Raw genomic sequence first — 24936 nt, 5'->3', positions numbered from 1 at the left:
GGGCAGCCGGAGAGGCCGGAGCCCATCGGCGTCCGGCCTCTCCGGTGTTACGGCAAGCGTCCAGTGGCTTGTCAGCCGCGCAGTGCCTGGACCGCGGCGTCGAGCCGCTTGCCGTAGTCCTCGTCCGCCTGGCGGAAGTTGTTGATGGCCCGCTCGGCGATCTCGTCACGCGAGACCTTCGCGATGAAGCCCGCGAGGTTGGCGATCAGACGGTCCTTCTCCTCCTCCGACATGAGCCGGTAGAGGTTGCCCGCCTGGACGAAGTCGTTGTCCTCGGCGTGCGAGGGCGCCTCGTGCGTGCCGGTGACCCCGCTCACCGCGGTGGACTGCCACAGCGCGGCCCCGGTCTGCTGCGGGCCGCCGAAGCTGTTGGGCTCGTAGTTCTTGGCCCGGCCGTGGCGGCCGTCGTAGGCGTAGCCGTCGCGGCCGTAGGTGCGGGCCACGGTGGCGTGGGGGCGGTTGACCGGCAGGTGGTCGGCGTTGATGCCGACGCGGTAGCGGTGGGCGTCGCCGTAGGCGAAGAGCCGGCCCTGGAGCATCTTGTCGGGGGACGGGCCGATGCCCGGCACGAAGTGCGCCGGCGAGAAGATCGCCTGCTCCACCTCGGCGAAGATGTTGTCGGGGTTGCGGTTGAGCTCCAGCTTCCCGATCTCGATCGGCGGGTAGTCCTCGTGCGGCCACACCTTGGTGAGGTCGAACGGGTTGAAGCGGTAGTGGGCCGCCTCGTCCGCCGGCATGATCTGCACCTGGACGGTCCAGGTCGGGAAGTCGCCGCGCTCGATGGCCTCGCGCAGGTCGCGCTGGTGGAAGTCCGGGTCCGTGCCGGCGATCCGGTCGCCCTCGGCCTGGGTGAGGCTCTTGACGCCCTGGTCGGTCTTGAAGTGGTACTTGACCCAGAAGGTCTCGCCGGCGGCGTTGTTCCACTGGAAGGTGTGCGAGCCGTAGCCGTTCATGTGGCGGTACGAGGCGGGGATGCCGCGGTCGCCGAACAGCCAGGTCACCTGGTGGGTGGCCTCCGGGGAGAGACCCCAGAAGTCCCAGACGTTGTCCGCCTCCTGCGAGCCGGTGTACGGGTCGCGCTTCTGGGTGTGGATGAAGTCGGGGAACTTGATGGCGTCCCTGATGAAGAACACCGGGGTGTTGTTGCCGACGAGGTCGTAATTGCCCTCTTCGGTGTAGAACTTGAGGGAGAAGCCGCGGGGGTCGCGCACCGTGTCGGCGGAGCCGAGGCTGCCGGCGACGGTCGAGAACCGCAGGAACGTCTCGGTCTGCTTGCCCACCTCGGAGAGGAACGCGGCCCGGGTGTACCGGGTGACGTCGGCGGTCACGGTGAACGTGCCGTACGCACCGGCGCCGCGGGCGTGCACCACGCGCTCCGGGATGCGCTCGCGGTTGAAGTGCGCGAGCTTCTCGATCAGCGACTGGTCCTGGATCAGGACGGGGCCGCCGGCGCCCGCGGTCTCACCGTTCTGGTTGTCCGCGACCGGAGCTCCGGACTCCGTGGTCAGCGGGCCCGTCGTGTAGATGTCCTCGCCCTGAACCGGCACGTGTGCCTCCGTCATCCGTCATCTCGTCCGTCACTCGGCCCGGACCGGTCGACCGGTCTTTTGAGCCGGTCGCTTGGCCTGAGCCGAGCTCGATCCTACATTAGACAATGTCTAAGTCAAGATGAATGTGACATAGATATGAGATCCAATCGTGGACGAGGGCCGCTGCTACGCTGGTCCTATCTGACTGATAGGTGAATGGCATGAGTGACCTGCTGGAACGGCTCCGGGGACGCGGCTGGCGGCTGACCGCGCAGCGACGCGTCGTCGCCGAGGTCCTCGACGGGGACCACGTGCACTACACCGCGGACGAGGTGCACGCCAGGGCTGCCGAACTGCTGCCGGAGATCTCGCGCGCGACGGTGTACAACACGCTCGGGGAGCTGGTCTCGCTGGGCGAGATCATGGAAGTGAGCACGGACGGGCGCGCCAAGCGCTACGACCCCAACGCCCACCACGCGCACCAGCACCTGGTGTGCTCGCGGTGCGGCACCATCCGGGACGTCCACCCCATGGGCGACCTGCTGGCCGGGCTGCCCGCCGAGGAGCGCTTCGGCTTCCAGGTGGCGGCGGTCGAGGTCACCTACCGCGGCCTGTGCCCGGGCTGCTCCGCGGCATGACGAAGGCCCGGATCCTTACGGATCCGGGCCTTTGCCTTCAGTAGCGGGGACAGGATTTGAACCTGCGACCTCTGGGTTATGAGCCCAGCGAGCTACCGAGCTGCTCCACCCCGCGTCGTTGAGTTCACAGTATCCCGGCGAGGGCTGCTGAGGCAAATGAGGTAAGCCGGGCTGCCCGATCCGGCGGACCGGGCAGCTCTACGCGGTCAGCTCCTGCTGCAACGCGTCCCTCAGCCGCGCCGCGCGCTCGGCCACCTCGGGGGGCCCGAGCGCGACGGCCCGGTCGCACCAGTGCCGCCCCTCCGTGAGGTCGCCCCGCCGCGCCGCCAGCAGGGCGAGCCGCAGGGCGGCCCGCCCGTGGCCGGACTCGGCCGCACGGGCCCACCAGAGGGCGGCCTCCGGCTCGCTGCCCTCGCGGGCCAGCAGCAGCCCCAGGTTGAAGGCGCCGTTGCGGCTGCCGGCCTCGGCCGCCTCGCGGTACCAGTGCGCGGCCTCGACCACGTCGCCCCGCTCGGCGACGAGCATCCCGAGCCGCACCTGGGCGCGGCGGTGGCCCTGCCGGGCGGCCCGGCCGTACCACTCCTCGCACTCCTCGCGCGCCTCCTCGTCCCGGTCGAGGAGCGCGCCCAGCCGGAAGGCGGCCTCCGCGCTGCCGCCCCGCACGGCCACGCGGAGGTGGCGCTCGGCGGCCTCTTCGTCGCCGTCGCGCAGGTGGGCCATGGCGACCTGGAGGGCGGCGTCGGTGTGCCCGGCCGAGGCGGCCCGCTCGTACCACTGGAAGGCCGTGCGGTCCTCGTCCCGCCCGGCGTAGAGGATGCCGAGGTTGAAGGCGGCGTCGACGCTGCCCGCCTCGGCCGCCTTGGAGAACCACGGCTCGGCGCCGGCCGCGTCGCCGCCCTGGAGGAGCAGCACGGCGAGGGCGTTGGCGGCCTCCTTGTGGCCCGCGTAGGCGGCGCGGCGGTACCACTGCTCGGCCTGGGCGGTGCGGCCCTGCTCGGCGCAGAGCAGGCCGAGGTTGTACGCGCCGTTGACGTCGCCGTGGTCGAGCGCCGAGCGGTACCAGCGCTCGGCCTCCTGGGACTCGCCGCGGTCGGCGTGCAGGGCGCCGAGGGCGTTGGCGGCGTTGCCGTCGCCCTCCTGGGCGGCGCGGCGCCACCACACGGCGGCGCTCTCGGTGTCCCCGGCGTCGCGCAGCAGGAAGCCGAGGGCGCAGGCGGCGCGGGGCTCGCCGTCCTTGGCGGACGTGAGATACCAGCGGGCGGCCTCCTGGGACTCGCCGCGGGCCTCCAGCAGGGTGCCCAGGTGGAGGGCGGCCCGGCGGTGGCCGCGGGCGGCGGCCTGGCGATACCACTGCTCGGCCTCGCGGGCCGGGCCGCTGCTGTCGCGGCCGCCCGCGGCGGCGGCGCGCAGCTCGCGCACGGAGGTCTCGACGCCGCCGGGGCCGAGGCTCTCGGCGCGGGAGCGCGGCGCGCGGCCGTCCAGGATGCGGGCGAGGCGGTAGGCGGCCTCGCGGTGACCCCGCTCGGCCGCGGCCCGGAACCAGCGCTCGGCGCCGACGTCGCTGCGGTGCTCCAGGAGGTCGGCGAGGGCGTAGGCGCCCAGAGCGTGCCCGGATTCAGCCGATTGGCGCAGCCAGTACTCGGCGGCGGGCTCGTCCCCGCGCTCGCGGTGGTAGCGGCCGAGGGCGTGCGCGGCGGCCGGGGACCCGGCGACGGCGGCGATGCGCCACCACCCGGCGGCCTCGTCGGCGTAGCCCCGCTGGTGCAGCAGGACGCCGAGGTTGTTGGCGGCGGAGCGGTCGCCCTCGGCCGTGGCGGCGCGCAGGTGGCGCTCCGCCCCGTCGAGGTCTCCACGGCGCAGCAGCAGGGCACCGAGCATGCTCAGGGCGGCGGGGTCGCTGCCCTCCGCGGCGCGGCGGCGGGCGGTCTCCAGCTCGAGGTCGGCGGCGTCGCCGGCGTCGGCGGAGTCCGCCGTGCCGGGACGGAATCCCGGCACGCCCGGCATTTCCTGGTCGCTCCCGTCACCGGGAGCCTCTACAAGCCGGCCTGTCTCCCACAGCGTCGTCCTGTCCCCCATAAGCCCCATCGTCGCACCACCCGCAACCCGCGTACACCTGGTATACCGCAGCCAGTGAGGTCACTTCAGCGTTTTGTCGACTTCCCGACTTCCCGACACGACGGGGCTCCAAACTCTCCACAGAAGCCCCGCACACAACCCGCACAGTCCGCGTCACCCGGACACCGCACGGCCGGGGTGGGCCGGCGGGGTCCGGGAACGACAAGGCCCGGAGTCCGAGGTCGGACTCCGGGCCTGTCTTGAAGTAGCGGGGACAGGATTTGAACCTGCGACCTCTGGGTTATGAGCCCAGCGAGCTACCGAGCTGCTCCACCCCGCGCTGTTGTGGAACAACCGTACCACGGCGCGGGGCGGGCTTGATCAACTTCCTGGCTTGCCACTCTTCTCGGCGGCCTTGGCCTCGGCCTTGGCGGCCCGGTCCAAGGCGTCCTTCAGGGCGTCCTGGGCCTTGCCGTAGTCCGCCCAGTTCTTGTTCTCCAGGGCCTTCTGGCTCGCCGCGAAGGCGTCCTGGGCGTCCTTCAGGGCCTGCTTGACGGTGGGGTCCTGAGAGGGGGCAGGCTTCTGGGTGCCTTCGGCCGGGGGCTTCGTGGGCTCGCCCTTGCTCCCGAAGATCTCGTCCAGGGCCTCGTCGAGCGTGTCCCGGAAAGCGATCTTGTCGCCGTAGTTCACCAGCACCTTCTTCAGGAGCGGGTAATTGGAGCCCGCACCCCGCAGATAGACCGGTTCCACGTACAGCAGCCCGCCGTCCAGGGGCACGGTCAGCAGGTTTCCGTACTCGACCTCGGAATCGCCCTTCTTCCAGATGTTGATCTGGTCGGCGACGGGTGTGTGGCTGTTGAATTTGCCCTGTGCCTGCCGGGGTCCCCACACCGAGGTCTCGGACGGGAGTTTCAGGATTCTGATCTTCCCGTAGTCCGCGCTCTTGGCATCGGCGTCCACGGCCATGAAGGCACCGAGATTCGGCCGGTTCTTGGGCGTGAAGGTCGTCGTCAGCGAGAAGGTCTGCTTCTCCTGGCGAGGCATCTTCATGCTCAGGTAGTACGGCGGGACGGCGTTGCCCTTGGTGTTGGTCGGGTCGTCCGGCACCTCCCAGCGCTCGCTGCCCGTGTAGAACGTCTCCGAGTCGGTGACGTGGTAGCGGGACAGGAGCTCGCGCTGGACCTTGAAGAGGTCCTGCGGGTAGCGCAGGTGGTCCATCAGGCCGGAGCTGATCTCGCTCTTGGCCTTCACCGTGCCCGGGAACGCCTTCATCCAGGTCTTGAGGACCGGGTCCTTGGTGTCCCACTGGTACAGCTTCACCGTGCCGTCGTAGGCGTCCACGGTCGCCTTGACGGAATTGCGGATGTAGTTGACCTGGTTCTGCTGCGCGACCACGGCACGCTGCCCGGTCGTCAGCGAGTCGGCCGTGGTGTCACCGAGGGTCGTACGGGAGGCGTACGGATAGCCGTTCGTCGTCGTGTACGCGTCCACGATCCACTGGATGCGGCCGTCGACCACCGCCGGATAGGCGTCACCGTCGATGGTCAGCCAGGGGGCGACCGCCTCGACGCGCTCCTTGGGGGTGCGGTTGTAGAGGATCCGCGAATTCTCGCCGATGGCGCCCGAGTAGAGGATCTGCGGCTCACCGAAGGCCACCGCGTAAGCGGCCCGGTTGACGGGGCTGGAGAGGCTCACGCCGCTCTTGCCCTTGTACGAGTAGCTCCGCTCGCCCTTGTCCGAGGAGTAGTCCAGCTCTTCCTGCGGGCCGCCGACGATCGAATACTGCGTCGTCTTCTCGCCGTAGTAGACGCGCTGCTCGTAGGAGCCGAACAGACCCTCGGTCGGCAGGCTCTTGGCCGTGAAGTCCGGCGCACCGGCCTTGTCGGTCGTGGTGCCCTTCGCGGCGATGGCGCCGTAGCCGTGGGTGTACTTGAAGTGGTCGTTGATCCAGTTGCGCTCGGGAATGCCCTTGAGGTTGAGCTCGCGCAGACCGATGACCGTGTCCTGCTCCTTGCCGTCCACCTTGTAGCGGTCGACGTCCAGCGTGGAGGGGAACTGGTAGTACCCCTTGACCTGCTGCTCCTGCTGGAAGGCGGGCGAGACGAGGTTCGGGTCGAGGAGACGGAGGCTGGCCGTCGCGTTCACCTCGGCGCGCACCTTCTCGGGGTCCTTGCCCGTCAGGTCGCTGTTGCCCTTGTAGTTCTGGACGTCCGCGTCACCGATCCCGTACGCCTCGCGCGTCGCCGTGATGTTCTTCTTGATGTACGGCGCTTCCTTGGCCTGCTCGTTCGGCTGGACCTGGAACTTCTGCACGATCGCCGGGTACAGCCCGCCGATCAGGACGGCCGACAGCACCATCAGCCCGAAGCCGATCACCGGCAGCTGCCAGGTGCGCCGCCACAGCGTGGCGAAGAACAGCACCGCACAGATCAGCGCGATGATGAAGAGGATCGTCTTGGCCGGCAGATACGCGTTGGCGTCGACGTAGCGCAGGCCCGTCCAGCCGTCGGTGGACTTCAGGCCGCTGGACTTCACCGCCAGGCCGTAGCGGTCCAGCCAGTAGGCGATGGCCTTCAGGCCCACGAAGATGCCGAGCAGCACCGAGAGGTGCCCCGTGGCCGCGGCCGTGGCCCGGTGCCCCGGGCTGGTCAGCCGCAGGCCGCCGTAGAGGTAGTGCACCAGGGCGGCGGCGATCAGCGACAGCACCGCGGCGGCGAAGCCGAAGCTCAGCAGGAAGCGGTACCAGGGCAGGTCGAAGGTGTAGAAGGAGATGTCCTTGTGGAACTGCGGGTCCTTCTGGTGGAAGGAGACGCCGTTGACCCACTGGAGCCACGTGCGCCACTGACCGGCCGCCGAGGCGCCGGCGACCAGGCCCACGAGCGCGGTGACCGCCAGCAGCACCCACTTCTTGTACGGCGCGATGCTCATCCGGTAGCGGTCGAGGCTCTGCTGCTCCATCGACATCGCGCTGAGCGGCGGCCGCAGCCGGTGGGCCAGCCAGACGTTGACCCCCACCGCCAGCGCCATCAGCAGGCCGAAGACCGCGAACAGGCCGATCTTGGTGCCGAGGGTGGTGGTGAAGACCGAGGAGTAGTCCACCGAGCGGTACCAGAGCCAGTCCGTCCAGAACCCCGCGAACATCACGAAGAGCATGGCCAGTGCGGCCAGCACTCCCAGTGTCGTCAGCAGGGTCCGGATCCGCCGGGACGGACGGCCGACTCTGATCCGTGGCCCTGTCGGGCCTCCGCCGCGGTCCGGCATCTGGAAAGCCAAGGTGCGCACCTCGAAGTTCGCTGTGGATGGAGCTGTCGATCAGGGCCCAGCGATCCTAGGGCCCAAGGTGGCAACTTACCGAGGCTTTACTCAGTTCCCGTTTTCGGTCACTCTCAGGGCACGATATTGCTCATGTCCAGCACTTCCAGCACCCCCGACCCCTCCCTTCCGACCGGCCCCGGCAGCGACGTCCCCATGGCGGCCAGCCCGCTGACCCGCGCCGTCCTCGAGATCGACCAGTACGCCGCCACCCTCGGCTGGGACCAGCCCGCGCGGCTGTTCGCCCTCGTCGACACCGGCAAGCTGCGCGCCCAGGAGCCCGGCCTCGCCGATCAGCTCGGGCTCGACGAGAGCACCCAGGCCGGCTCCCTGACCCCGATCGAGCAGGACGAGATCCAGGCGGGCACCCCCCTGGACAAGTTCCTCGGCACCATCGCCTGGCCCGACGCGGTGACGGGCTGCGCCCTGACCGTGGAGCGGCTGATGCTGCCGCCGTCCGCCGAGGGCACCGTGCCCAACGGCATGAGCGAGAAGCAGCTCGCCAAGTGGGTCGCCGCCCACCCGGAGCGGCAGGAGGTCCGGATGACGGTCGCCGTGCTGCGGGACGGCGCGCGGGAGACCGCGGTGCGGCTGCGCGAGAAGGACTCGCCGACCGAGGTCCTCACCGGCCCGGACCTGGTGCCGGGCCTGGCGGAGGCGCTGGCGGCGACGTTCGAGGACTAGAAGGACCGGTCCGCATGAGCTCCGGGCGCCTTGAGCGCCGGGCGCGCTGAGAACTCAGCCTGCCCGGCGCTCGGGGGCCGGGGGCGGAGCCCAGGGCCGGGGGCCGGGGCGGAGCCCCGGTAAGCGGGAGGTCACCCTGCCGAGCAGAGCGGCAGGCCCGCCGAGTCTCCCTTGCGGATCTTCTCCAGGGCACCGACGGCGTCGCCGATGGTGTCGACCTTGACCAGCGTGAGCCCGGACGGCTTGTCCTTCGCGGCGGCCGCGCAGTTGTCCTTCGGCGTCAGGAAGTACTGAGCGCCCTTGTTGCGCGCGCCCACCGTCTTCATCTCGACGCCGCCGATCGGGCCGACCTTGCCGCTGTCGTCTATGGTCCCGGTGCCCGCGATGAACTTGCCGCCGGTCATGTCCCCGGGCGTGAGCTTGTCGACTATCCCGAGGGCGAACATCAGCCCGGCGCTCGGCCCGCCGACGTCCGCCAGCTTGATGTTGATCGTGAACGGGAAGGTGTGGTCCGTACCGGCCTGGATGCCGACCACGGCCCGCTTGTCGTCGGGCGCCTTGGCCGTGGTGAGGGTGACGTCCTGCTCGCCGGTGGGCTGCCGCTTCTCCTTCTCGGCCGCCGCGGCCTCCTTGGCCGGAACGATCCGGAAGGTGACCTTCTGGCCGGGCTGGTGCTTGGTGACCAGCTTGGCGACGTCACCGGGCTGCTTGACCTCCGTGCCGTCGACGGCCTTGATCACATCGCCGGCGTGCAGCTGCCCCTCGGCCGGGCTGTTCTTGACGACCGACGACACCACCGTGCGCGAGCCGACCGGGATGTCCAGCTGCTTGAGCGCCGCCACCTTGGCGCTCTCCTGGGACTGGGTGAACTCCTCCGCCGTCTCCTGGTTGAGCTCGTCGGGCGTCTTGTCGTCCGGGTAGAGCGTGGAGTGCGGGACGACCAGGTTGTCGTGCGCGATCCAGCCGTAGACCGCCTCCACCAGATTCATCCGGTACTGGGAGCCGGTGACGCGGACCGTCGTCATGTTGAGATTGCCGGTCGTCGGATACGTCTTGCGGCCGGAGATCTGGAGGACCGGCTCCCCGCCGTGCTCACCGAGCGTGTTGACCGTCGGCCCCGGCGACATTTCCGCGTAGGGCACGGGGATCAGCACGCCCGCGCAGAGGAGCGCGATCAGCATCAAGAGGGAGGCGAGCATCGTCGCGGTGCGGCGGGGCATGGAACGACAGTACGGGACGTGTCTGACAGTCCACCCGCGGGGCGGTCCGTCCGGGGAGCGGGCAGGGAGGCCGCCCGGGGCTCCCGGTGACGGGCCCGCGCTCCGGCGCGAGCCCGGGGGCGCGTCAGGAGACTCCGGTACCGGAATCCGAGCGCTCCATTGCCTCGCGGAACCGTGCGTAGCCGGCGAGCTCGGAGATGTCCCCGGCCTTGCGGTTACGGGCGGCCCAGGTGCCCCACAGGAGGGCAACGAGGGCCGCGACAACCGGAATCAGCAACCACACGAGTGCCGCCATACCGACCTCCGGACCCCCGAGCACCGCCACTGAAAAGACCGATGAGCAGATTAGTCTTTCGCACACTCAACGCTCACGTCAGGGGGCCGGTTACGCAACCGGAAGTGATCCTTCAGATCCCGACCCACTCTTCGGTGCCGTCCGAGAACTCCTGGTGCTTCCAGATCGGGACCTCGCGCTTGAGGTCGTCGATGAGCCGGCGGCAGGCCTCGAACGCCTCCGCCCGGTGCGGGCACGAGACCGCCACGACGACCGCCAGGTCACCGATCTCCAGGTCCCCCACCCGGTGCACCGCGGCCAGTGCCCGGACCGGGAAGTCCGCCGCGACCTTCTCCGCGACGCGGCGCAGCTCCGCCTCCGCGGTGGGGTGCGCGGAGTAGCCGAGCCCCCGGACGCCCGCGCCTCCGTCGTGGTCGCGCACCGTGCCCACGAAGAGCGCGGTGCCTCCCGCGGCGTGGTCGCCCACGGCCGAGAAGACCTCGTCGACGGACAAGGGGGTGTCGCGCACCGCCAGCAGACGGACCGGGTCCGCCGCGGCGAGCTCGCCGGGGTGATCGTACGTAGGCGCCATGGCCCCATCGTGCCGTACGCACGGGGCGGGCGAGGACCGGCCTTTCACACAGCCGTACGAGACGGCTCCTGGGCGGTCCTACGGGCCCGTGCGGGCCCGTGCGGGCCTTGTACGGGCTTGCGCGCCCTGCGGGCCCTCGCGGGCTCGGAGAGCCGCTAGAGCCTGCGGCGCGCCTTGCGGGCCCGGCGGACGAGCGCGGCGGTGCCCAGCAGTGCCACGGTCGCCCCCGCGGCGCCCGCGGCGGTGGCGTCCTTGCGGCCGAGGCGGCGGCCCGCGACCGTGTGCCGGCCGGAGACCTCCTCCAGCAGCTCGGCGAGCACCTCCTCGTTCGTCCAGCGCGGCCTCCAGCCCGCCTCGTGCAGCCGGCTCCCGCTGACCACCCACGGGTGCATCGTGTACTCGAGGTCGCCGGCGGGCGACGGCGTCAGGCCGAGGCGGTGCAGCCGGGAAGCCGCCCCGAGGGCGACCGCGGAGGGCAGCTCCATGCGGCGGATGCCGGAGAGCTCCTCGACCTCCTCCTGCTCCAGCCAGCCGTCGCAGCCGACCGCGAGCTCGCCCTCCGCCTTCTCCAGGGCGGCGAACTCCAGGGCGCTGACCAGGTCCTCCACGTGGCAGAACTGCCAGGTCGGCCGGGATCCGGCGACGACCAGGAGGCGGGGCGACTCGAAGTAGCGGGTCAGGGCCGTGTCGGTGCCGCCGACGAGGACAGCGGGCCGCAGGACGGTGACGTTCAGGCCGGGGTGGGCGCGCGGCGCCCGCCGGGCGAGCCGCTCGATCTCCAGCAGGTCGCCCACGCCGGTGGCCTCGGCGGTGGCGCGCAGCTCGGCGTCCTCGGCGAGCGGGACGTCGTTGTCGGGCAGGGCCCCGTAGACCATCGCGGAGGTGCACAGCACGACGCGGTGCACTCCGGCGGCCGCGGCGGCCGTCAGGACGGTCTGGGTGCCGCGCACGTTGTAGGCGGTGCGGGCGGCGGCGTCGGTCTCCAGGTCGAGGTCGAGCGCGAGGTGCACCACGACGTCGGCGCCGCGCAGCTTCTCGGCGATCGCCGGGTCGCGGACGTCGAGCACGTGCCACTGCGCCTCGGTCACGTCACCGCGGCGCTCGTCGATCGCCACGACCTGCTTGATGTGCTCGGACACGGCGAGCCGCTGCGTGAGCAGGGCGCCGACGCCGCGCGCGGCACCGGTGACCGCGACGACGGGCCGTCGGCCGCCGTGCGGGCTCGTACTGTCTCGCGCGGAACCGTTTCGCGCTGCGCGAACTTCTGGGTCGGGGGAACTCACCGGGCGTCTCCAGCGGTTGTCTTCAGTACGTACGAGAGATGACGCGTACGGACCAGGTGACGTCCATCCTGCCGCAGGCCCCGGGTCGGCGAAGCACCAAGCCCGGATACCGGTGAGGTGTCTAGGCTGGTGGTGATGTCGGGCATTCGCCGCCGGCCTTCCGCCGGCGGCCCTACGAGCCGAGGAAACCCGTGAGTGACACCCCATTCGGATTCAATCTTCCGCCGGAGGAGCCCGAGAACGGCGGCGACGGCAAGAAGAAGGGCGAGGGCCAAGGCGGCCAGGGGCCTGCGGATCCGTTCGGGTTCGGCGGGCAGGGCGGGGACAACCCCTTCGCCGCGATGTTCGGGTCGATGAACCCCGGTGATCTCGGAGCGGCCTTCCAGCAGCTCGGGCAGATGCTCTCCTACGAGGGCGGCCCGGTGAACTGGGACATGGCCAAGGACATCGCCCGCAAGACCGTCGCGCAGGGCACCGCCGACGGCACCAAGGACGCGAGCGTCACCTCCGGCGAGCGGGCCGCGGTCGAGGAGGCCGTGCGCCTGGCCGACCTGTGGCTCGACGGCGTGACGTCGCTGCCGTCGGGCTCGGGCACGGCGGTGGCCTGGAGCCGCGCCGAGTGGGTCGAGGCGACCCTCCCGGTGTGGAAGGAGCTCGTGGACCCGGTCGCCGAGCGCGTGGGCGCCGCGATGGGCGGCGTGCTGCCCGAGGAGATGCAGGCCATGGCGGGCCCGCTGCTCGGCATGATGCGCTCCATGGGCGGCGCCATGTTCGGCACGCAGATCGGCCAGGCCGTGGGCGTGCTGGCGGGCGAGGTCGTCGGTTCCACCGACATCGGCCTGCCGCTCGGCCCCGCGGGCAAGGCCGCGCTGCTCCCGGTGAACATCGCGGCGCTGGGCGAGGGCCTGGGCGTCCCGCTGGACGAGGTGCGGCTCTACCTGGCCCTGCGCGAGGCGGCCCACCAGCGGCTCTTCGCGCACGTGCCGTGGCTGCGCTCGCACCTCTTCGGTGCCGTCGAGGGCTACGCCCGTGGCATCAAGGTCGACACCTCCAAGCTGGAGGACGTGGTCGGCCAGCTCGACCCCACCCACCCCGAGCAGTTGCAGGAAGCCCTCCAGCAGGGCATGTTCCAGCCGGAGGACTCGCCGGAGCAGAAGGCGGCCCTGGCCCGGCTGGAGACCGCCCTGGCGCTCGTCGAGGGCTGGGTGGACGCCGTCGTGCACGCGGCCGCCGCACCGCACCTGCCGTCGGCCGGCGCCCTGCGGGAGACGCTGCGCAGGCGGCGCGCCTCCGGCGGCCCGGCCGAGCAGACCTTCGCGACGCTGATCGGCCTGGAGCTGCGGCCGCGCCGGCTGCGGGACGCCTCCCGGCTGTGGGCCTCGCTGGCGGACGCGCGCGGCCCGGAGGGCCGTGACGGCCTCTGGGAGCACCCGGACATGCTGCCGACCGCGGCCGACCTGGACGACCCGGACGGCTTCGTCCACCGCGAGCACCTGGACTTCTCCGAGATCGACAAGATGCTCGGCGAGGCCGCTCGCGGCAAGAGCGCCAAGGACGAGAAGGGCGAGGGCGAGAAGGGCGAGCGGCCCGGCGCCGACGGCGAGGGTGACGACAAGAAGTGAGCCTGCACGAGGACGCGGTCCGCGTGCTGAAGGAGTACGCGGACCAGGATGAGCTGCGCGGGCTCTATCTGGACCACCTGGCGGCCCACCCGGACGGCATGTGGAAGCCCTGCGAGGCCGGGCACGTCACGGCGAGCGCCCTGGTGATCGACCCCTCGCGCGGTCAGGTGTTGCTCACGCTCCACCGCAAGCTGCGGATGTGGCTGCAGATGGGCGGCCACTGCGAGCCCGGTGACGCGACGGTCGAGGCCGCGGCGCTGCGGGAGGCCACGGAGGAGTCCGGGATCTCCGGCCTGACGCTGCTGCCGGGCGGCCCCGTGCGGCTGGACCGGCACCCGATCCCGTCGCCCTGCAACTGGCACCTGGACGTGCAGTACGCGGCGCTGGTGCCGGCGGGCGCGACGGCGGCCATCAGCGACGAGTCGCTGGACCTGCGCTGGTTCCCGTACGCCGAGGTGGGCGATGTCGCCGACGCCTCGGTGGTGGAGCTGGTGCGGCGCACGCTGGAGCGCCTGTAGCAGCCTGATGCTGGATCTAGTAAGGGGCGGTCACCTATGGTGACCGCCCCTTACGTATGCGGCCGGCTCAGTTGGACCAGATGTTGCCCTGGTTGCGGCCGTGCGCGCCCTGCTGGCCGAGGCCGTACTGGGCCATGAGCCCCTGGCCGATCTCGGCGCCCTGGGGCGGCAGCAGCTCGCTGGGCTGGACGAGGGCGTAGCCCTGGCCGGCGAAGTTCAGCTCCCAGCCCTCCCCCGTGCTGCCGCGGCGCCGCCACACGCCGGAGGACGACGTCTGGGCCTGCATCTGCACGCGCAGGGACGTCGACCAGGCGATCACGGCGTCCGCGTCGGCGCTGACGAACCGGTCGGGGGTGACCTGGAGCATCAGGGGCTGCCCGGAGGTCATGAGGGCGACCTTGCCCTGGCCGCTGATGTTGAGCTGGTACGCGCCGGTGCCGGAGATCCCGTACTGGCTGTCGACGGCGATGGTCTCCCAGTGCAGCGTGGAGTCCAGGGCGAGGACGTAGGCGCCGTCCACGGTCAGGCCGTCGCGGTCGACGTCGACGACGTGGACGTGCTGGGCCAGGTTGGCGAAGTAGACGGTGCCCTGGCCCGAGCAGCGCATCAGGTCCAGGCCCTCGCCCGTGCGGGCGCGGGAGTTCTGCTGGCCGCGGGTCTGGTACTCGCCGTCGAACTCGATCAGGCCCTGGTAGGCGACCATCGAGCCCTTGCGGGCGAGGACGTCGTCGTGGCCGGTGAGGGAGACGCGCAGCATCTGCGGGTTCTGCAGGGCGTAGCGGTCCTGCGTCTGGGCCTCGGTGAAGCCGAAAAGCGGGCTCTGCATGGTGTCCTCGTTCCCCCTCAGCCCCGGGCCCGGAGCCGGTCGGTGCTGTCCTCGCTGGGCTGTACGACCACGAAGCCCTCGCCGGAGAAGCCCAGTTGGTAGGCCTCGCCGCTGCCCCGGCCGATCAGGGAGGAAGCCTTGAAGCTGCGCTTGCCCTTCATCCTGAGGTTGCTGGACCAGGCGACGAGCGCGTCGGGGTCGACGTAGGTCTCGTCGTCGCCGCGCCCGCAGTCCACGACGACGGGGGTACCGCGGGAGGTGAGGGCGACCCAGCCGGTGCCGCTGATGCCGACGTTGAACAGGCCCTGCCCGGCGAACTTGGCCATGCCCTTGACGCGCTCGACGCCCCACTGGAGCTGGGCGTCGAAGGCGAGGACGTTGGTGCCGTTGACGGAGAGGGAGTCGCCGTTGAGCTGGAGGCAGACGACGTCGGCGCCGTAGTCGGCGAGGTAGAGCAGGCCGTCGCCGTGGCAGCGCATGAGGGGCACGCCCTCGCCGGTGAGCCACTGGGAGGCCATCTGGCGGACCGCGGGCGGGTTCGGGTCGTACTGGACGTAGCCGTCGTAGGCGACCATCGAGCCGGTGCGGGCGAAGAGGTCCTGCCCGGTCTGCATGGCGACCTTCAGCATGCTGCTGCCGTGGTTCTCCATGCGGGCGGTGACGGGGGTGGGGGCGTAGCCCTGGATCGGTGTCTGGTTCATGGTCTTCGCGGGCTCCCTCAGACCTCGTAGGGCTGGACGACGACGAAATTGCCGGGAGCGCCCCGGAATTGGAGGTTCACTGCTTCTCCGCTGTGGCCCGGGAAGGAGCTGCGGCGCAGCCGCACCTGGCTGGAGATGATCACCTGGGCGCCTGCGGACCAGGCGACGATCGCGTTGCTGTCCACGTAGGTCGAGGGGGTGACCGGCAGGACGACGGGGGTGCCGTGGGTCTTGACGACGACGGTGCCGTGGCCCTGGAACTGCATGGTGAACAGGGCGCCGCCGGGGATGCCGTGGCCCTCGATCCGGCGGACCTCGTGCTGGAGGGACTCGTCGAAGGCGAGCACCGACTCCGCGGAGACGCAGAGGGCGTCGCCCTGGAGCTCGATGGGGTGCACGTGGGCGGCGGTCTCCGCGAGGAAGACCTGGCCGCGGCCGGTGCAGCGCATCAGCTGCAGCTCCTGGCCGGTGGCGTTGCCCACGATGCGGCCGGCGAAGCCGGCGCCCTTGTAGCCGAACTCGACCTTGCCCTGGTAGAGCACCATGCTGCCCTGGCGGGCGAGCACGGGCTGCTGGTCGACGCCGAGGTCGACGCGGATGAGCTTGGGGTTCTGCAGGGTCCAGCGCTGTCCGGTGGGCACTTCCCGGTACTTCTGGAGGGCCGCCTGGACGCCTGCCGCGCCCGGGGCGCCGGCCGGCTGGCCGTATGGGGCGGGCTGGCCGGGGTAGGGCTGACCGTGCTGCGGGGCCGCGGGGTAGGGCTGGCCCGGGTAGGGCGCGTGCTGCTGGGGCGCCTGGTGCGGCGCCTGGGGCTGCTGGCCGTAGGGCTGCTGCCGGCCGGGCTGACCGTAGGGGGCGGGCTGCTGGCCGTACGGGGCCGGCTGGCCGGGGACACCGGGCGGGCCGGGCGGCGGCGGGACCTGGCCGCCGGACGAGGCGCCCGGGTCGTTGAAGAAGCCCGGAGGGGCGATCCCGGCGGCCAGGGTCGGCGCGGCGTGCATCTGCCCGGCGGGCGGGGCTGGGGGCGGGGTGCTGCCGGGCGGGGGCGGGAAGCCCTGGTGGGGCGGGGGCGTGTGGGCCTGGTGAGCGGGCGCGGGCGCCGGGGCCTGGGGCGGTACGGGCGCGGGGGCCGGTGCCGCGGGGGCGGCGAAGGCCGGGGGCGGGGTCGTCTGCTGCGGAGGGGCGAACGCGGGCGCAGCGACCGGTGCCTGGGCGGGGGCCGCCTGCGGTGCCTGGGGCGCCTGGGTCTCGGGCTCCTCCTCCAGCACCTCGCCGCCGAAGTTCCTGAGCAGTGCTTCCAGGCCGCCGTCGAAGCCCTGGCCGACGGCGGCGAACCGCCAGACGTCCTTGAGGTAGATGTCGCCGAGCATCACCGCGCGTTCGGTGCTGAATTCGCTTCCGGTGAAGGAGTAGCGCGCGACTTCCTGGCCGCCCGCGACGATCCGGAGGTGGCCGGGGCCGGTCTGCGACATCTGGCCGGCGCCGTCGAGGGTGGCCGTGAAGGTGAGGCGCTGGATCTGCGGGGGGATCTGGTCGAGGGTGACGCGGAAGGATTCCGTGTCCCCGGCCTGCGCGCCGAGCTGCTGGATGGCGCCTTCGGGCGACTTGGGCTGGTTGAAGAAGACGAAGTACCGGTCGTCCGAGAGCCGCTCCGCGGCGTCGAGGCCGAAACAGCTGATGTCGAAGGTCAGGCCGGGACCCGCGATCTGCACTCCCACGTACAGATCGGTCCCCGCCGTCAGGTCACTGATCTTGGCCTTGTGGCCGCGCTGGAATTCCCTGGCCATGCGTTACGACCGTCCCCCATCCGAACGTGCGATGAAAACGTGTGATGAATGCGTTGCGTCAGGCTAACGGCTGAGGGCTGGATCATCCGACTCAGGACCGGCCGCGTCCTCCATGGGGGACGCGGCGGGACCGGGCGCGGTTCATTCGCTGCGCGCTGCGGGGAGATGGGGCAGCCGGTCGGCGGCCACCACGCCTTCGAGGTAGCCGCGGGCGCGCTCGGTGCGCGGGTAGGCCTCCAGGAGCCGCCAGAAGCCGGGGCCGTGGCCGGGGACGAGCAGGTGCGCCAGCTCGTGCAGGAGCACGTAGTCGAGGACGTATTCGGGCATGCCCTGGAGCCGGTGCGAGAGGCGGATGCTGCCCTCGGCGGGGGTGCACGAGCCCCAGCGGGTGTTCTGGTTGGTGACCCAGCGGACGGTCGCGGGGCGGGCCCTGCCGCCGAGGTACTGCCCGGACAGGCGGGCGGCGCGCTCGGCGAGCTCGGCGTCGCCGAGCATGCGCTTGCTCTCCTGCGCCGCGAGCTTGTCGAGCATCGTGGTGACCCAGCGCTGCTCCTCGGCCTCCGACATGCGCGCGGGGATGAGGACCACGGTGCGGTCGCCCTCCCGGTACGCGGAGACCGTCCTGCGGCGGCGCGCGCTCCGCCGGACCTCGACCGCACCGGGCCCGGCGCCGCCGGTGAGCGGGCCGGGAGCGCTGCGCTGGGGTCGTGCGGCACTGTGCAGAGGGTCGACGGGCACGCCCCGACGTTACCGGCTGCCGGCGCGTGAAGTCCCGCCCATCGCTCCTTGTCGGGGGCAAAGACCCCCGCGGGAACAGCATTCGTACGACCATCACACCGTGCCTGTGGACAACTTCTCACGGCGGCGGCGCGGGCGGTCCATGCTGGAGGCCGACCGAGGGGGAACCATGCAGAAGACCGCAGAGCGCGTGAATCATGACCAATCCGCGTCATCCGCCCATCCGATGCTCAAGCCCGCACTGCGTCGCAGCTGGCGCAATCGGGACACCGTCCAGTTCGGGGTGGCCCCGGCGCATGCGGTGACGGTGGGGCCGGTGGACACGGCGACGGGCAGCTTCCTGGGCCTGCTCGACGGCACCCGGGGGATGCCGCTCCTGCGCGAGGAGGCGAGAGCCGTGGGCCTGCCGGAGGGGCGGGCGGACGCCCTGGTGGAGCGGCTGTCGGCGGCCGGGCTGGTCGACGACCCGTGCGGAGGCGGCGAGGGGGCGGCGGCCCTGCGGGGGACGGGGGCGGCGCTGGAGCGGCTGCGACCCGACCTGGCCTCGCTGTCCGTGCTGCACCCGGGGCCGGGCGAGGCGATGCGGCTGATGGGGGCGCGGCAGGCGATGCGGGTGCAGGTGCGGGGCGCCGGCCGGGTGGGCGCGGCCGTCGCGGCGCTGCTGTCGGCCTCGGGCATGGGGCAGGTCGATGTGATGGACGGCGGCTGCGTGGAGCCGTGGGACGCGGGGCCGGGCGGGGTGGGCGCCGCGCGGTGCGGGGAGCGGCGGGAGACCGCGGCGCGGCGCGCCGTGCGGGAGGCGGCGCCGGAGCCGCGGCGGCGCTCCCGGCGGGGCGGTGAGCCGGAGCCGCCTCTGGCGCTGGTGGTGTTCGCCCCGAGGGACGGGCTGGCCGCGTATGCGCCCGATCCCGGCGCCGCGCAGGAGCTCGTTCTGTCCGGCACCCCGCACATGTACGCGGGCGTCCTGGAAGCGACCGGTCTGGTGGGGCCGTTGGTGCTGCCCGGGGCGACGGCCTGTGCGGGCTGCGTCGAGCTGGGGCGGGCCGGCCGCGATCCGGCCTGGCCGCGGATGCTCGCCCAGTGGCGTTCGGGCCGCGGCTCGGGGGTACCGTCGTGCGACATGGCACTGGCCACGGTTGTGGCGGGGCTGACCGTGGCGAGGGCTCTGGCCTTTCTCGACGGTGGGTCCCCGGCGAGCGCGGGGGTGCGGCTGGAGCTGGCGCTGCCGGGTCCGGCCTGGTCCCCGCGGCCCGTCGAGCCGCATCCGCGGTGCCCCTGCGGCGCGGCGCGCTCCCCGGAACCCGGGTGTGCCGCGGGTACGGGGCCATCGCACGGGACAATGAGCAGGTAACCGCCGTCCGCGGCGTGGCTGTTCAGCTCAGCTAGTTGGAGGGGCGAATGTCTGATCTACCCCGCAAGGCGGTCACGCGTACCGCCAAGTTGGCCGCGTTGCCACTGGGGTTCGCGGGGCGCACGGCCCTGGGGCTCGGCAAGCGCATCGGGGGGCGGCCGGCGGAGCTGATCGCGACGGAGTTGCAGCAGCGCACTGCGGAGCAGCTCTTCGCGACGCTCGGGCAGCTCAAGGGGGGTGCGATGAAGCTGGGTCAGGCGCTGTCGGTGTTCGAGTCGGCCCTTCCCGAGCAGGTGGCCGGGCCGTACCGGGCCGCCTTGACCAAGCTTCAGGAAGCGGCCCCGCCCATGCCGGTGAAGACGGTGCACGCGGCGCTGGCGCAGCGGCTCGGCGAGGACTGGCGGGAGCTGTTCGAGGAGTTCGACGACCGGCCCGCGGCGGCCGCCTCGATCGGGCAGGTGCACCGGGCGGTCTGGCACGACGGCCGGCAGGTCGCGGTGAAGGTGCAGTATCCGGGCGCGGGCGAGGCCCTGCTCTCGGACCTGACCCAGCTGGGCCGGTTCGCGAGACTGCTGGGGCCGCTGGTGCCGGGCATGGACATCAAGCCGCTGATCTCGGAGTTGAAGGACCGGGTCTCCGAGGAGCTGGACTACGTCCTGGAGGCCCGGGCGCAGAGTGCGCACGCCGAGGAGTTCGCTGGCGATCCGGATGTGGTCGTCCCGGAGGTGGTGCACCAGAGCGATCAGGTGCTGGTCACCGAGTGGATGGAGGGGCTGCCGCTGTCGGAGGTGATAGCGGAGGGCACCCAGGAGCAGCGGGACCGGGCCGGGCAGTTGCTGGCGCGCTTCCTCTTCTCGGGCGCGGCGCGCACGGGCCTGCTGCACGCCGATCCGCATCCGGGCAATTTCCGGCTGCTGACCGGGGACGACCCCGACGGCCCGCCGGAGAAGTGGCGGCTGGGCGTGCTGGACTTCGGCACGGTCGACCGGCTGCCGCAGGGCCTCCCGCCGGAGATCGGCACCGCGCTGCGGCTGACGCTGGACGGCGAGGCCGAGGCGGTCCACGAGCTGCTGCGGGAGGAGGGGTTCGTCAAGCCGGAGATCGAGCTGGATCCGGGTGCCGTGCTCGACTATCTGCTGCCGATCATCGAGCCGGCGCAGGTGCCGGAGTTCACCTTCACCCGCGGCTGGATGCGCGCGCAGGCAACGCGGATCGCCGATCCGCGCTCCCCCGCGTATCAGCTGGCCCGGCAGCTCAATCTCCCGCCGGCGTATCTGCTGATACACCGCGTGACGACGAGCACGATCGGGGTGCTGTGCCAGCTGGGCGCGACCGTGCGGCTGCGGGATGAGATGGAGGCGTGGGTGCCCGGCTTCGCGGCGGCGGGCGGGGGCCCGGCCGGGGAGAGCCGGGAGACGCCGGCCTGACCGGCCGGGCGCCCGGCCTCACCACCAGGCCGAGTCGAGGCGGCCCTCGATCGATCTGATGTTGGCCCGGGCGCAGTCGTCGCAGAAGTAGCGGCGGCGGCCGTTCTCGAAGGAGCAGGTCCAGGTCGGCGGCGCACCGTCGGCGGGGGTGCCACAGCAAGCACAGGCGATGGTCTCGTCGGTCTCGGTGGCCTCAGGGTTCAACTGCACTGATTCATGCGTCTTCTGGTCCACTCCCAGACGATATCCCCGCAGAGGTGCCGCGAGGGCACAACGCACCCGAACGCCCCGCGGGGCCGGTCCGTGCGGACCGGCCCCGCGGGGGTGGGAGCACGTGGCGGGCGAGGCCCCCCGGGGCGGCCGGGGTCAGTTCATGACCGCCATGGCCAGGGCCCGGCGGGCGCGCATCGAGGCGCGCTCGGCGCGGCGCTGCATGCGCCGGGCGGCGGCCAGCCGGGTGGCCCTCCTTTCGGAATCGGCCTCCCTCAGTCGCTCGTGCATATGGGCACGGGCCAGGGCTTCTGGGATGAGTTGCATTTCGAGGTTCCTGTTCTGGCGCGAGGCGGTCGCGCGGGCAGTGTCACGGAGGGGGAATTCGGGGCCGAAGGGCTCGGCGGAGTGGCGGTGCATGGCCGGATCCTGCTTCTTGGGGTCGTGCGTGGTGGGGCGGTCGATGGTGCCGAAGACGCTCATGCGGCGACCGGGTTCTTGCGCGGACGGCCACGGGGGCGCTTGCGGGCCACCACGACGCCCTGGACGAAGAGCTCGCCTCCCCAGACGCCCCACGGCTCGCGGCGGTCCATGGCGCCGGCGAGGCAGGCCTCACGCAGCGGGCAGGTCCGGCACAGCGACTTGGCGTACTCCACGTCCGCGGGGGACTCGGCGAAGAAGACCTCCGGGTCGTAGCTGCGGCAGGGGACGGGGGTGCCCAGGTTCTCGATCGCGTCGTCGAGGTCGGTCAGGGCGGTGAGGGGGGTCAAGGTGTCCTCCGTGGGGACGGGCGGGGGGATCAGGTCGGTCGCTACTGACGGGGTGTGCGCCTTGAGTTGCACGGTGTCTTTTTCCTCGTCTGTCTTCCGGCTTGTGGCCGGGCTGGTTCCCCTCGGCGAGGGGGCAAACAAAAGGGCCGCGGATCCCGGTGTGGGTTCCGCGGCCCTGGAAGGTGCCGACCTGATCATGCCGATCAGGCTGGATCTCTCCAGGGTTCGAGCCCACGGAAGGCCCACATCGTGTGGTGCTGGTGCTGCTGCGTGCTGACGGATCCGGCGCCGTTGGTCGTCGCCGCAAGGGCATAGGCCTGGGCCTGTGCCGTTGCTGCTGCCCTTACCGCGGACGCCTCGGTCGGTCGCTCATTGATCAGGGAGGTTTCGCCGATCAGGGCGGAGCCGTTGATCGGAGCGAAGCCGGCGCCGGACAGACCGGTGCCCCGGAGCGAGTCGAAGGAGAAGCCGAGCGGACGGATGGCAAAGACCGGGCGATCGGTCATTTTGTTGCGGGTCTTGAAGCTGATCATTGGTCTCGCCTCCTCTCGGCGTCGTCGGGGACCTGTCGGGACAGGTCCGGGCTTTTGAGTCAGTGCAGCTGGTTCAGTACAGCACGGATCCGACGGCTCCCGGAAGAGCCGTTGTCTCCGTGCTCGGAAGGCTATGGGTATGCCGTCCGCGTGCGCAAACTATTTTTCCGGAGTTTCTTCGGATGCGTCGTGGGACGCATCGTCCGACGTCAGGTCGTGTCCTGCGCACAGCGCGAGGACGTCGGCACCGAAAGAGTCGAGCTTGCGTCCTCCCACCCCTGAGATGCGCGCCAGCTCCGCTTCGGTTCCCGGAACGGCCTCCGCAATCGCGAGGAGCGTCTTGTCCGTGAAGACGCAGAAGGCGGGCTGGCCCAGCCGGGCCGACTGCTCCGCGCGCCAGTCGCGCAGCCGTTCGTAGAGCGCCTCGTCGAGCTCGGAGGGGCAGTCCTCGCAGCGCATGAGCTTGATCTCGCCCGCGTCGGTCAGGGTGCGGCCGCAGACGCGGCAGCGGGCGGAGCCCCGCTTCCGGCGGCGGTCGGGGCCGCGCTCGACGCCCCCGGGGCCGCCGCGGGAGACCGTGCCGGGACGGACCGCGGCGGAGCCCGGGCGCAGGCCGTTCAGGAAGCGGGTGGGGCGCCGGGAGGGCCGGCCGCCCGGTGTCCGGGAGAGCGCCCAGGAGAGGGAGAGGTGGCGGCGGGCCCGCGTGACCCCCACATAGAGGAGCCGGCGCTCCTCCTCGATCTGCTCGTCCGTCTTGGCGTATGTGATCGGCATCATGCCGTCGGCGAGCCCGACGAGGAAGACGGCGTCCCACTCCAGGCCCTTGGCGGCGTGAAGTGAGGCGAGAGTCACACCTTCGACCGTGGGGGCGTGCTGGGCGCTCGCCCGCTCGTCGAGCTCGGCCACGAGATCGGCGAGGGTCGCGGCGGGCCTGGCCCGGACGAAGTCCTCCGCGAGGCGCACGAGGGCCGCCAGGGACTCCCAGCGGTCCCGGACCGCGCCCGAGCCGGCGGGCGGCTCCGGCGTCCAGCCACGGGTGCCCAGGACGGCCCGCACCTGGGACGGCACGTCATCGGCGCCCGAGAGCTGGGAGTCGGCGCCGCCGGCGCGGGCGGCGCCGCGCAGCAGCAGCCCGGCCTCGCGCACCTCGGGCCGCTCGAAGAACCGCTCGGCGCCGCGCAGCTGGTAGGGCACCCCGGCGTCGGCGAGGGCCTGTTCGTAGACCTCGGACTGGGCGTTGATGCGGAAGAGGACCGCGATCTCGCTCGCGGGCACCCCGGAGTCGATGAGGTCCCGGACGCGGCGGGCGGTGCCCTCGGCCTCGGCGGGCTCGTCCGCGTACTCGCCGTAGACGGGCTCGGGGCCGGCGTCGCGCTGGGAGACCAGCGCCAGGCGGTGCTCCGCGGCCCGGCCGCCGGCCTGGGAGAGCAGGCCGTTGGCGAGGTGGACGACCTGGGGGGTCGAGCGGTAGTCCCGGACGAGCTTGACGACCGTGGCGTGGGGGTAACGGATGCGGAAGTTCAGCAGGTGGTCGGGGGTGGCGCCGGTGAAGGAGTAGATCGTCTGGCTGGCGTCGCCGACGACGCAGAGGCTGTCGCGGTCGCCGAGCCACAGCTCCAGGAGGCGCTGCTGGAGGGGGCTGACGTCCTGGTACTCGTCGACGACGAAGTGCTGGTACTGGCGGCGGACGGTCTCGGCGATGTCGTGCCGGTCCTGGAGGACGCCGACGGTCAGCAGCAGGACGTCCTCGAAGTCGATCACGCCGCGGTCGCGCTTGAGCTGCTCGTAGCCGGCGTAGATCCGGGCGGTCTCGGCCGGGTCGCGGGGGGCGTCGCGGCCCGCCTTGGCCCTGGCCGCCGGATAGTCCTCGGGGACGGTCTGGGTGACCTTCGCCCACTCGATCTCGCCGGTGACGTCGCGCAGCTCGGTGCGGTCGAGGCGGAGCTTGCAGCGGGCCGCGGCCTCCGCGACGATCTGGACCTTCCGCTCGGCCAGCCGCGGCAGCTCCCCGCCGACGGCCTTGGGCCAGAAGTACTGGAGCTGGCGCAGGGCGGCGGAGTGGAACGTGCGGGCCTGGACGCCGCCGGCGCCGAGCTGGCGGAGCCGGCCGCGCATCTCCCCCGCGGCGCGGTTGGTGAACGTGACGGCGAGCACACTGGAGGGCTGGAGCACGCCGGAGCGGACGCCGTAGGCGATGCGGTGGGTGATCGCGCGGGTCTTGCCCGTGCCGGCGCCGGCCAGCACGCACACCGGGCCGCCGAGGGCCGTCGCCACCTCGCGCTGCTCGGGGTCGAGCCCGTCGAGCACCGCGTCCGGGGAGTCCGGGACCGGCGGGAAGAGGGTGGAGTGCGTTGCTGCTGTCACCCCGCCATGCTGCCAGGTCCGGCGAGGCGACCGGGAATGCCGTCCACAGGCGTGACCCGGCAGTCGTACGAATACGGGAATGGCTGTGGACAGGTGCACGTTCTACCACCGGAACAACACCCGGATCGGTACCCACGGCACGGCCGGGAGTGGACCGGACCACCACCTAGCGAGAGAAGGGCACGAGGTCGAATGTCGGGCACCGTGACGATGTACAGCACCACCTGGTGCGGCTACTGCCGCCGCCTGAAGAGCCAGCTGGACCGCGAGGGAATCAGCTACAACGAGATCAACATCGAGCACGACGCCGAGTCGGCGGCCTTCGTGGAGAAGGCGAACGACGGCAACCAGACGGTCCCGACGGTCCTGGTGAACCCGCTCAGCGGTGCCGCGCCGGTCACCATGACGAACCCGTCCCTGGCCCAGGTCAAGCAGGCCCTCGCGTCCTGACGCGCGCTCCTGGCGAGCCCCCGGGCAGAACGGCCCCGGTCCGCGGACCGGG

The 24936-nt window shown here is 71.9% G+C and carries 23 protein-coding genes and 2 tRNA genes; 7 read left to right on the top strand and 18 right to left on the bottom strand.

Annotated features, from left to right (window positions below):
- Positions 1 to 71: 71 nt before the first annotated feature.
- The gene (locus PS271_RS19530; RefSeq protein ID WP_398383352.1) at positions 72 to 1562 is read right to left on the bottom strand and encodes a catalase; all 1491 of its coding nucleotides are present in this window, start codon (positions 1560 to 1562) and stop codon (positions 72 to 74) included.
- 188 nt (positions 1563 to 1750) lie between these two features.
- Here PS271_RS19530 and PS271_RS19525 point away from each other — a divergent pair, with 188 nt between their 5' ends.
- The gene (locus PS271_RS19525) at positions 1751 to 2167 is read left to right on the top strand and encodes a Fur family transcriptional regulator (RefSeq protein ID WP_398383350.1); all 417 of its coding nucleotides are present in this window, start codon (positions 1751 to 1753) and stop codon (positions 2165 to 2167) included.
- A gap of 41 nt (positions 2168 to 2208) precedes the next feature.
- Here the strand turns inward: PS271_RS19525 and PS271_RS19520 are convergent.
- The 4 genes from PS271_RS19520 to PS271_RS19505 all read right to left on the bottom strand — a co-directional run bounded on the left by PS271_RS19520 (position 2209) and on the right by PS271_RS19505 (position 7483).
- Positions 2209 to 2282: transfer RNA gene (locus PS271_RS19520), tRNA-Met, on the bottom strand.
- Positions 2283 to 2365: 83 nt separating this feature from the next.
- Positions 2366 to 4252 (bottom strand): tetratricopeptide repeat protein, encoded by a 1887-nt coding sequence (locus PS271_RS19515; protein WP_398383348.1) that lies wholly within the window; start codon positions 4250 to 4252, stop codon positions 2366 to 2368.
- Positions 4253 to 4488: 236 nt separating this feature from the next.
- Positions 4489 to 4562, bottom strand: a tRNA-Met gene (locus PS271_RS19510).
- Between the two features lie 41 nt (positions 4563 to 4603).
- Complete coding sequence (locus PS271_RS19505; RefSeq protein WP_398386935.1) at positions 4604 to 7483, bottom strand: UPF0182 family membrane protein; 2880 nt, start codon at positions 7481 to 7483, stop codon at positions 4604 to 4606.
- Positions 7484 to 7627: 144 nt separating this feature from the next.
- Here PS271_RS19505 and PS271_RS19500 point away from each other — a divergent pair, with 144 nt between their 5' ends.
- Positions 7628 to 8218, top strand: a complete 591-nt coding sequence (locus tag PS271_RS19500) for a PPA1309 family protein (protein ID WP_398383346.1) — start codon at positions 7628 to 7630, stop codon at positions 8216 to 8218.
- 131 nt (positions 8219 to 8349) lie between these two features.
- Here PS271_RS19500 and PS271_RS19495 read toward each other — a convergent pair whose 3' ends face one another.
- The 4 genes from PS271_RS19495 to PS271_RS19480 form a co-directional block, all read right to left on the bottom strand.
- On the bottom strand, positions 8350 to 9438 hold the full coding sequence (locus tag PS271_RS19495) for a YlbL family protein (protein ID WP_398383344.1): 1089 nt from the start codon (positions 9436 to 9438) through the stop codon (positions 8350 to 8352).
- Positions 9439 to 9562: 124 nt separating this feature from the next.
- Positions 9563 to 9733, bottom strand: coding sequence for a hypothetical protein (locus tag PS271_RS19490; RefSeq protein ID WP_398383342.1), 171 nt, complete (start codon positions 9731 to 9733; stop codon positions 9563 to 9565).
- A gap of 112 nt (positions 9734 to 9845) precedes the next feature.
- Entirely contained in the window at positions 9846 to 10304 is a 459-nt protein-coding gene (locus PS271_RS19485) for a molybdenum cofactor biosynthesis protein MoaE (protein WP_398383340.1), read from the bottom strand.
- A gap of 155 nt (positions 10305 to 10459) precedes the next feature.
- Positions 10460 to 11587, bottom strand: coding sequence for an SDR family oxidoreductase (locus PS271_RS19480; RefSeq protein ID WP_120753623.1), 1128 nt, complete (start codon positions 11585 to 11587; stop codon positions 10460 to 10462).
- Between the two features lie 191 nt (positions 11588 to 11778).
- Here PS271_RS19480 and PS271_RS19475 point away from each other — a divergent pair, with 191 nt between their 5' ends.
- Together PS271_RS19475 and PS271_RS19470 are read left to right on the top strand one after the other, a co-directional pair.
- Positions 11779 to 13209, top strand: coding sequence for a zinc-dependent metalloprotease (locus PS271_RS19475; protein ID WP_398383338.1), 1431 nt, complete (start codon positions 11779 to 11781; stop codon positions 13207 to 13209).
- Positions 13206 to 13727, top strand: a complete 522-nt coding sequence (locus PS271_RS19470; protein WP_398383337.1) for an NUDIX hydrolase — start codon at positions 13206 to 13208, stop codon at positions 13725 to 13727. Before PS271_RS19475 ends, PS271_RS19470 begins: the two co-directional genes overlap by 4 nt.
- A 67-nt stretch (positions 13728 to 13794) precedes the next feature.
- On the opposite strand, the gene PS271_RS19465 is transcribed toward PS271_RS19470, so the two are convergent.
- From PS271_RS19465 to PS271_RS19450, 4 genes are all read right to left on the bottom strand, one after another.
- The gene (locus tag PS271_RS19465; RefSeq protein ID WP_398383336.1) at positions 13795 to 14553 is read right to left on the bottom strand and encodes an AIM24 family protein; all 759 of its coding nucleotides are present in this window, start codon (positions 14551 to 14553) and stop codon (positions 13795 to 13797) included.
- Positions 14554 to 14570: 17 nt separating this feature from the next.
- Positions 14571 to 15254 carry an AIM24 family protein gene (locus tag PS271_RS19460; RefSeq protein WP_398383335.1) on the bottom strand — a complete coding sequence of 228 codons (684 nt, stop codon included), beginning with the start codon at positions 15252 to 15254 and terminating at the stop codon, positions 14571 to 14573.
- A gap of 17 nt (positions 15255 to 15271) precedes the next feature.
- Entirely contained in the window at positions 15272 to 17041 is a 1770-nt protein-coding gene (locus tag PS271_RS19455) for a TerD family protein (RefSeq protein ID WP_398383334.1), read from the bottom strand.
- A 141-nt stretch (positions 17042 to 17182) separates the two neighbouring features.
- On the bottom strand, positions 17183 to 17779 hold the full coding sequence (locus PS271_RS19450; RefSeq protein ID WP_398383333.1) for a M48 metallopeptidase family protein: 597 nt from the start codon (positions 17777 to 17779) through the stop codon (positions 17183 to 17185).
- Positions 17780 to 17948: 169 nt separating this feature from the next.
- Here PS271_RS19450 and PS271_RS19445 point away from each other — a divergent pair, with 169 nt between their 5' ends.
- Both PS271_RS19445 and PS271_RS19440 read left to right on the top strand, forming a co-directional pair.
- Positions 17949 to 19130, top strand: a complete 1182-nt coding sequence (locus PS271_RS19445; RefSeq protein ID WP_398383331.1) for a ThiF family adenylyltransferase — start codon at positions 17949 to 17951, stop codon at positions 19128 to 19130.
- A 47-nt stretch (positions 19131 to 19177) separates the two neighbouring features.
- Positions 19178 to 20557 (top strand): ABC1 kinase family protein, encoded by a 1380-nt coding sequence (locus PS271_RS19440; protein WP_398383330.1) that lies wholly within the window; start codon positions 19178 to 19180, stop codon positions 20555 to 20557.
- A gap of 18 nt (positions 20558 to 20575) precedes the next feature.
- Here PS271_RS19440 and PS271_RS19435 read toward each other — a convergent pair whose 3' ends face one another.
- The 5 genes from PS271_RS19435 to PS271_RS19415 all read right to left on the bottom strand — a co-directional run bounded on the left by PS271_RS19435 (position 20576) and on the right by PS271_RS19415 (position 24434).
- Positions 20576 to 20791, bottom strand: coding sequence for a hypothetical protein (locus PS271_RS19435; protein WP_398383329.1), 216 nt, complete (start codon positions 20789 to 20791; stop codon positions 20576 to 20578).
- 132 nt (positions 20792 to 20923) lie between these two features.
- Complete coding sequence (locus tag PS271_RS19430; RefSeq protein ID WP_398383327.1) at positions 20924 to 21250, bottom strand: putative WhiB-interacting protein; 327 nt, start codon at positions 21248 to 21250, stop codon at positions 20924 to 20926.
- Positions 21247 to 21609, bottom strand: coding sequence for a WhiB family transcriptional regulator (locus PS271_RS19425; RefSeq protein ID WP_030366211.1), 363 nt, complete (start codon positions 21607 to 21609; stop codon positions 21247 to 21249). The genes PS271_RS19430 and PS271_RS19425 overlap by 4 nt, the downstream gene beginning before the upstream one ends.
- A gap of 131 nt (positions 21610 to 21740) precedes the next feature.
- Positions 21741 to 22070 (bottom strand): hypothetical protein, encoded by a 330-nt coding sequence (locus PS271_RS19420; protein ID WP_398383325.1) that lies wholly within the window; start codon positions 22068 to 22070, stop codon positions 21741 to 21743.
- 159 nt (positions 22071 to 22229) lie between these two features.
- A complete protein-coding gene (locus PS271_RS19415; protein ID WP_398383323.1) occupies positions 22230 to 24434 on the bottom strand; it encodes a UvrD-helicase domain-containing protein in 2205 nt (734 codons plus the stop codon).
- A 192-nt stretch (positions 24435 to 24626) separates the two neighbouring features.
- On the opposite strand from PS271_RS19415, the gene PS271_RS19410 reads away from it, so the two are divergent.
- Positions 24627 to 24884, top strand: a complete 258-nt coding sequence (locus PS271_RS19410; protein ID WP_120753611.1) for a mycoredoxin — start codon at positions 24627 to 24629, stop codon at positions 24882 to 24884.
- Positions 24885 to 24936: the final 52 nt, after the last annotated feature.

This window comes from Streptomyces sp. SCA2-17 (assembly GCF_044336695.1).
Note: the sequence above shows the minus strand (reverse complement) of the source record. Positions and strands in the feature narration are given on the sequence as shown.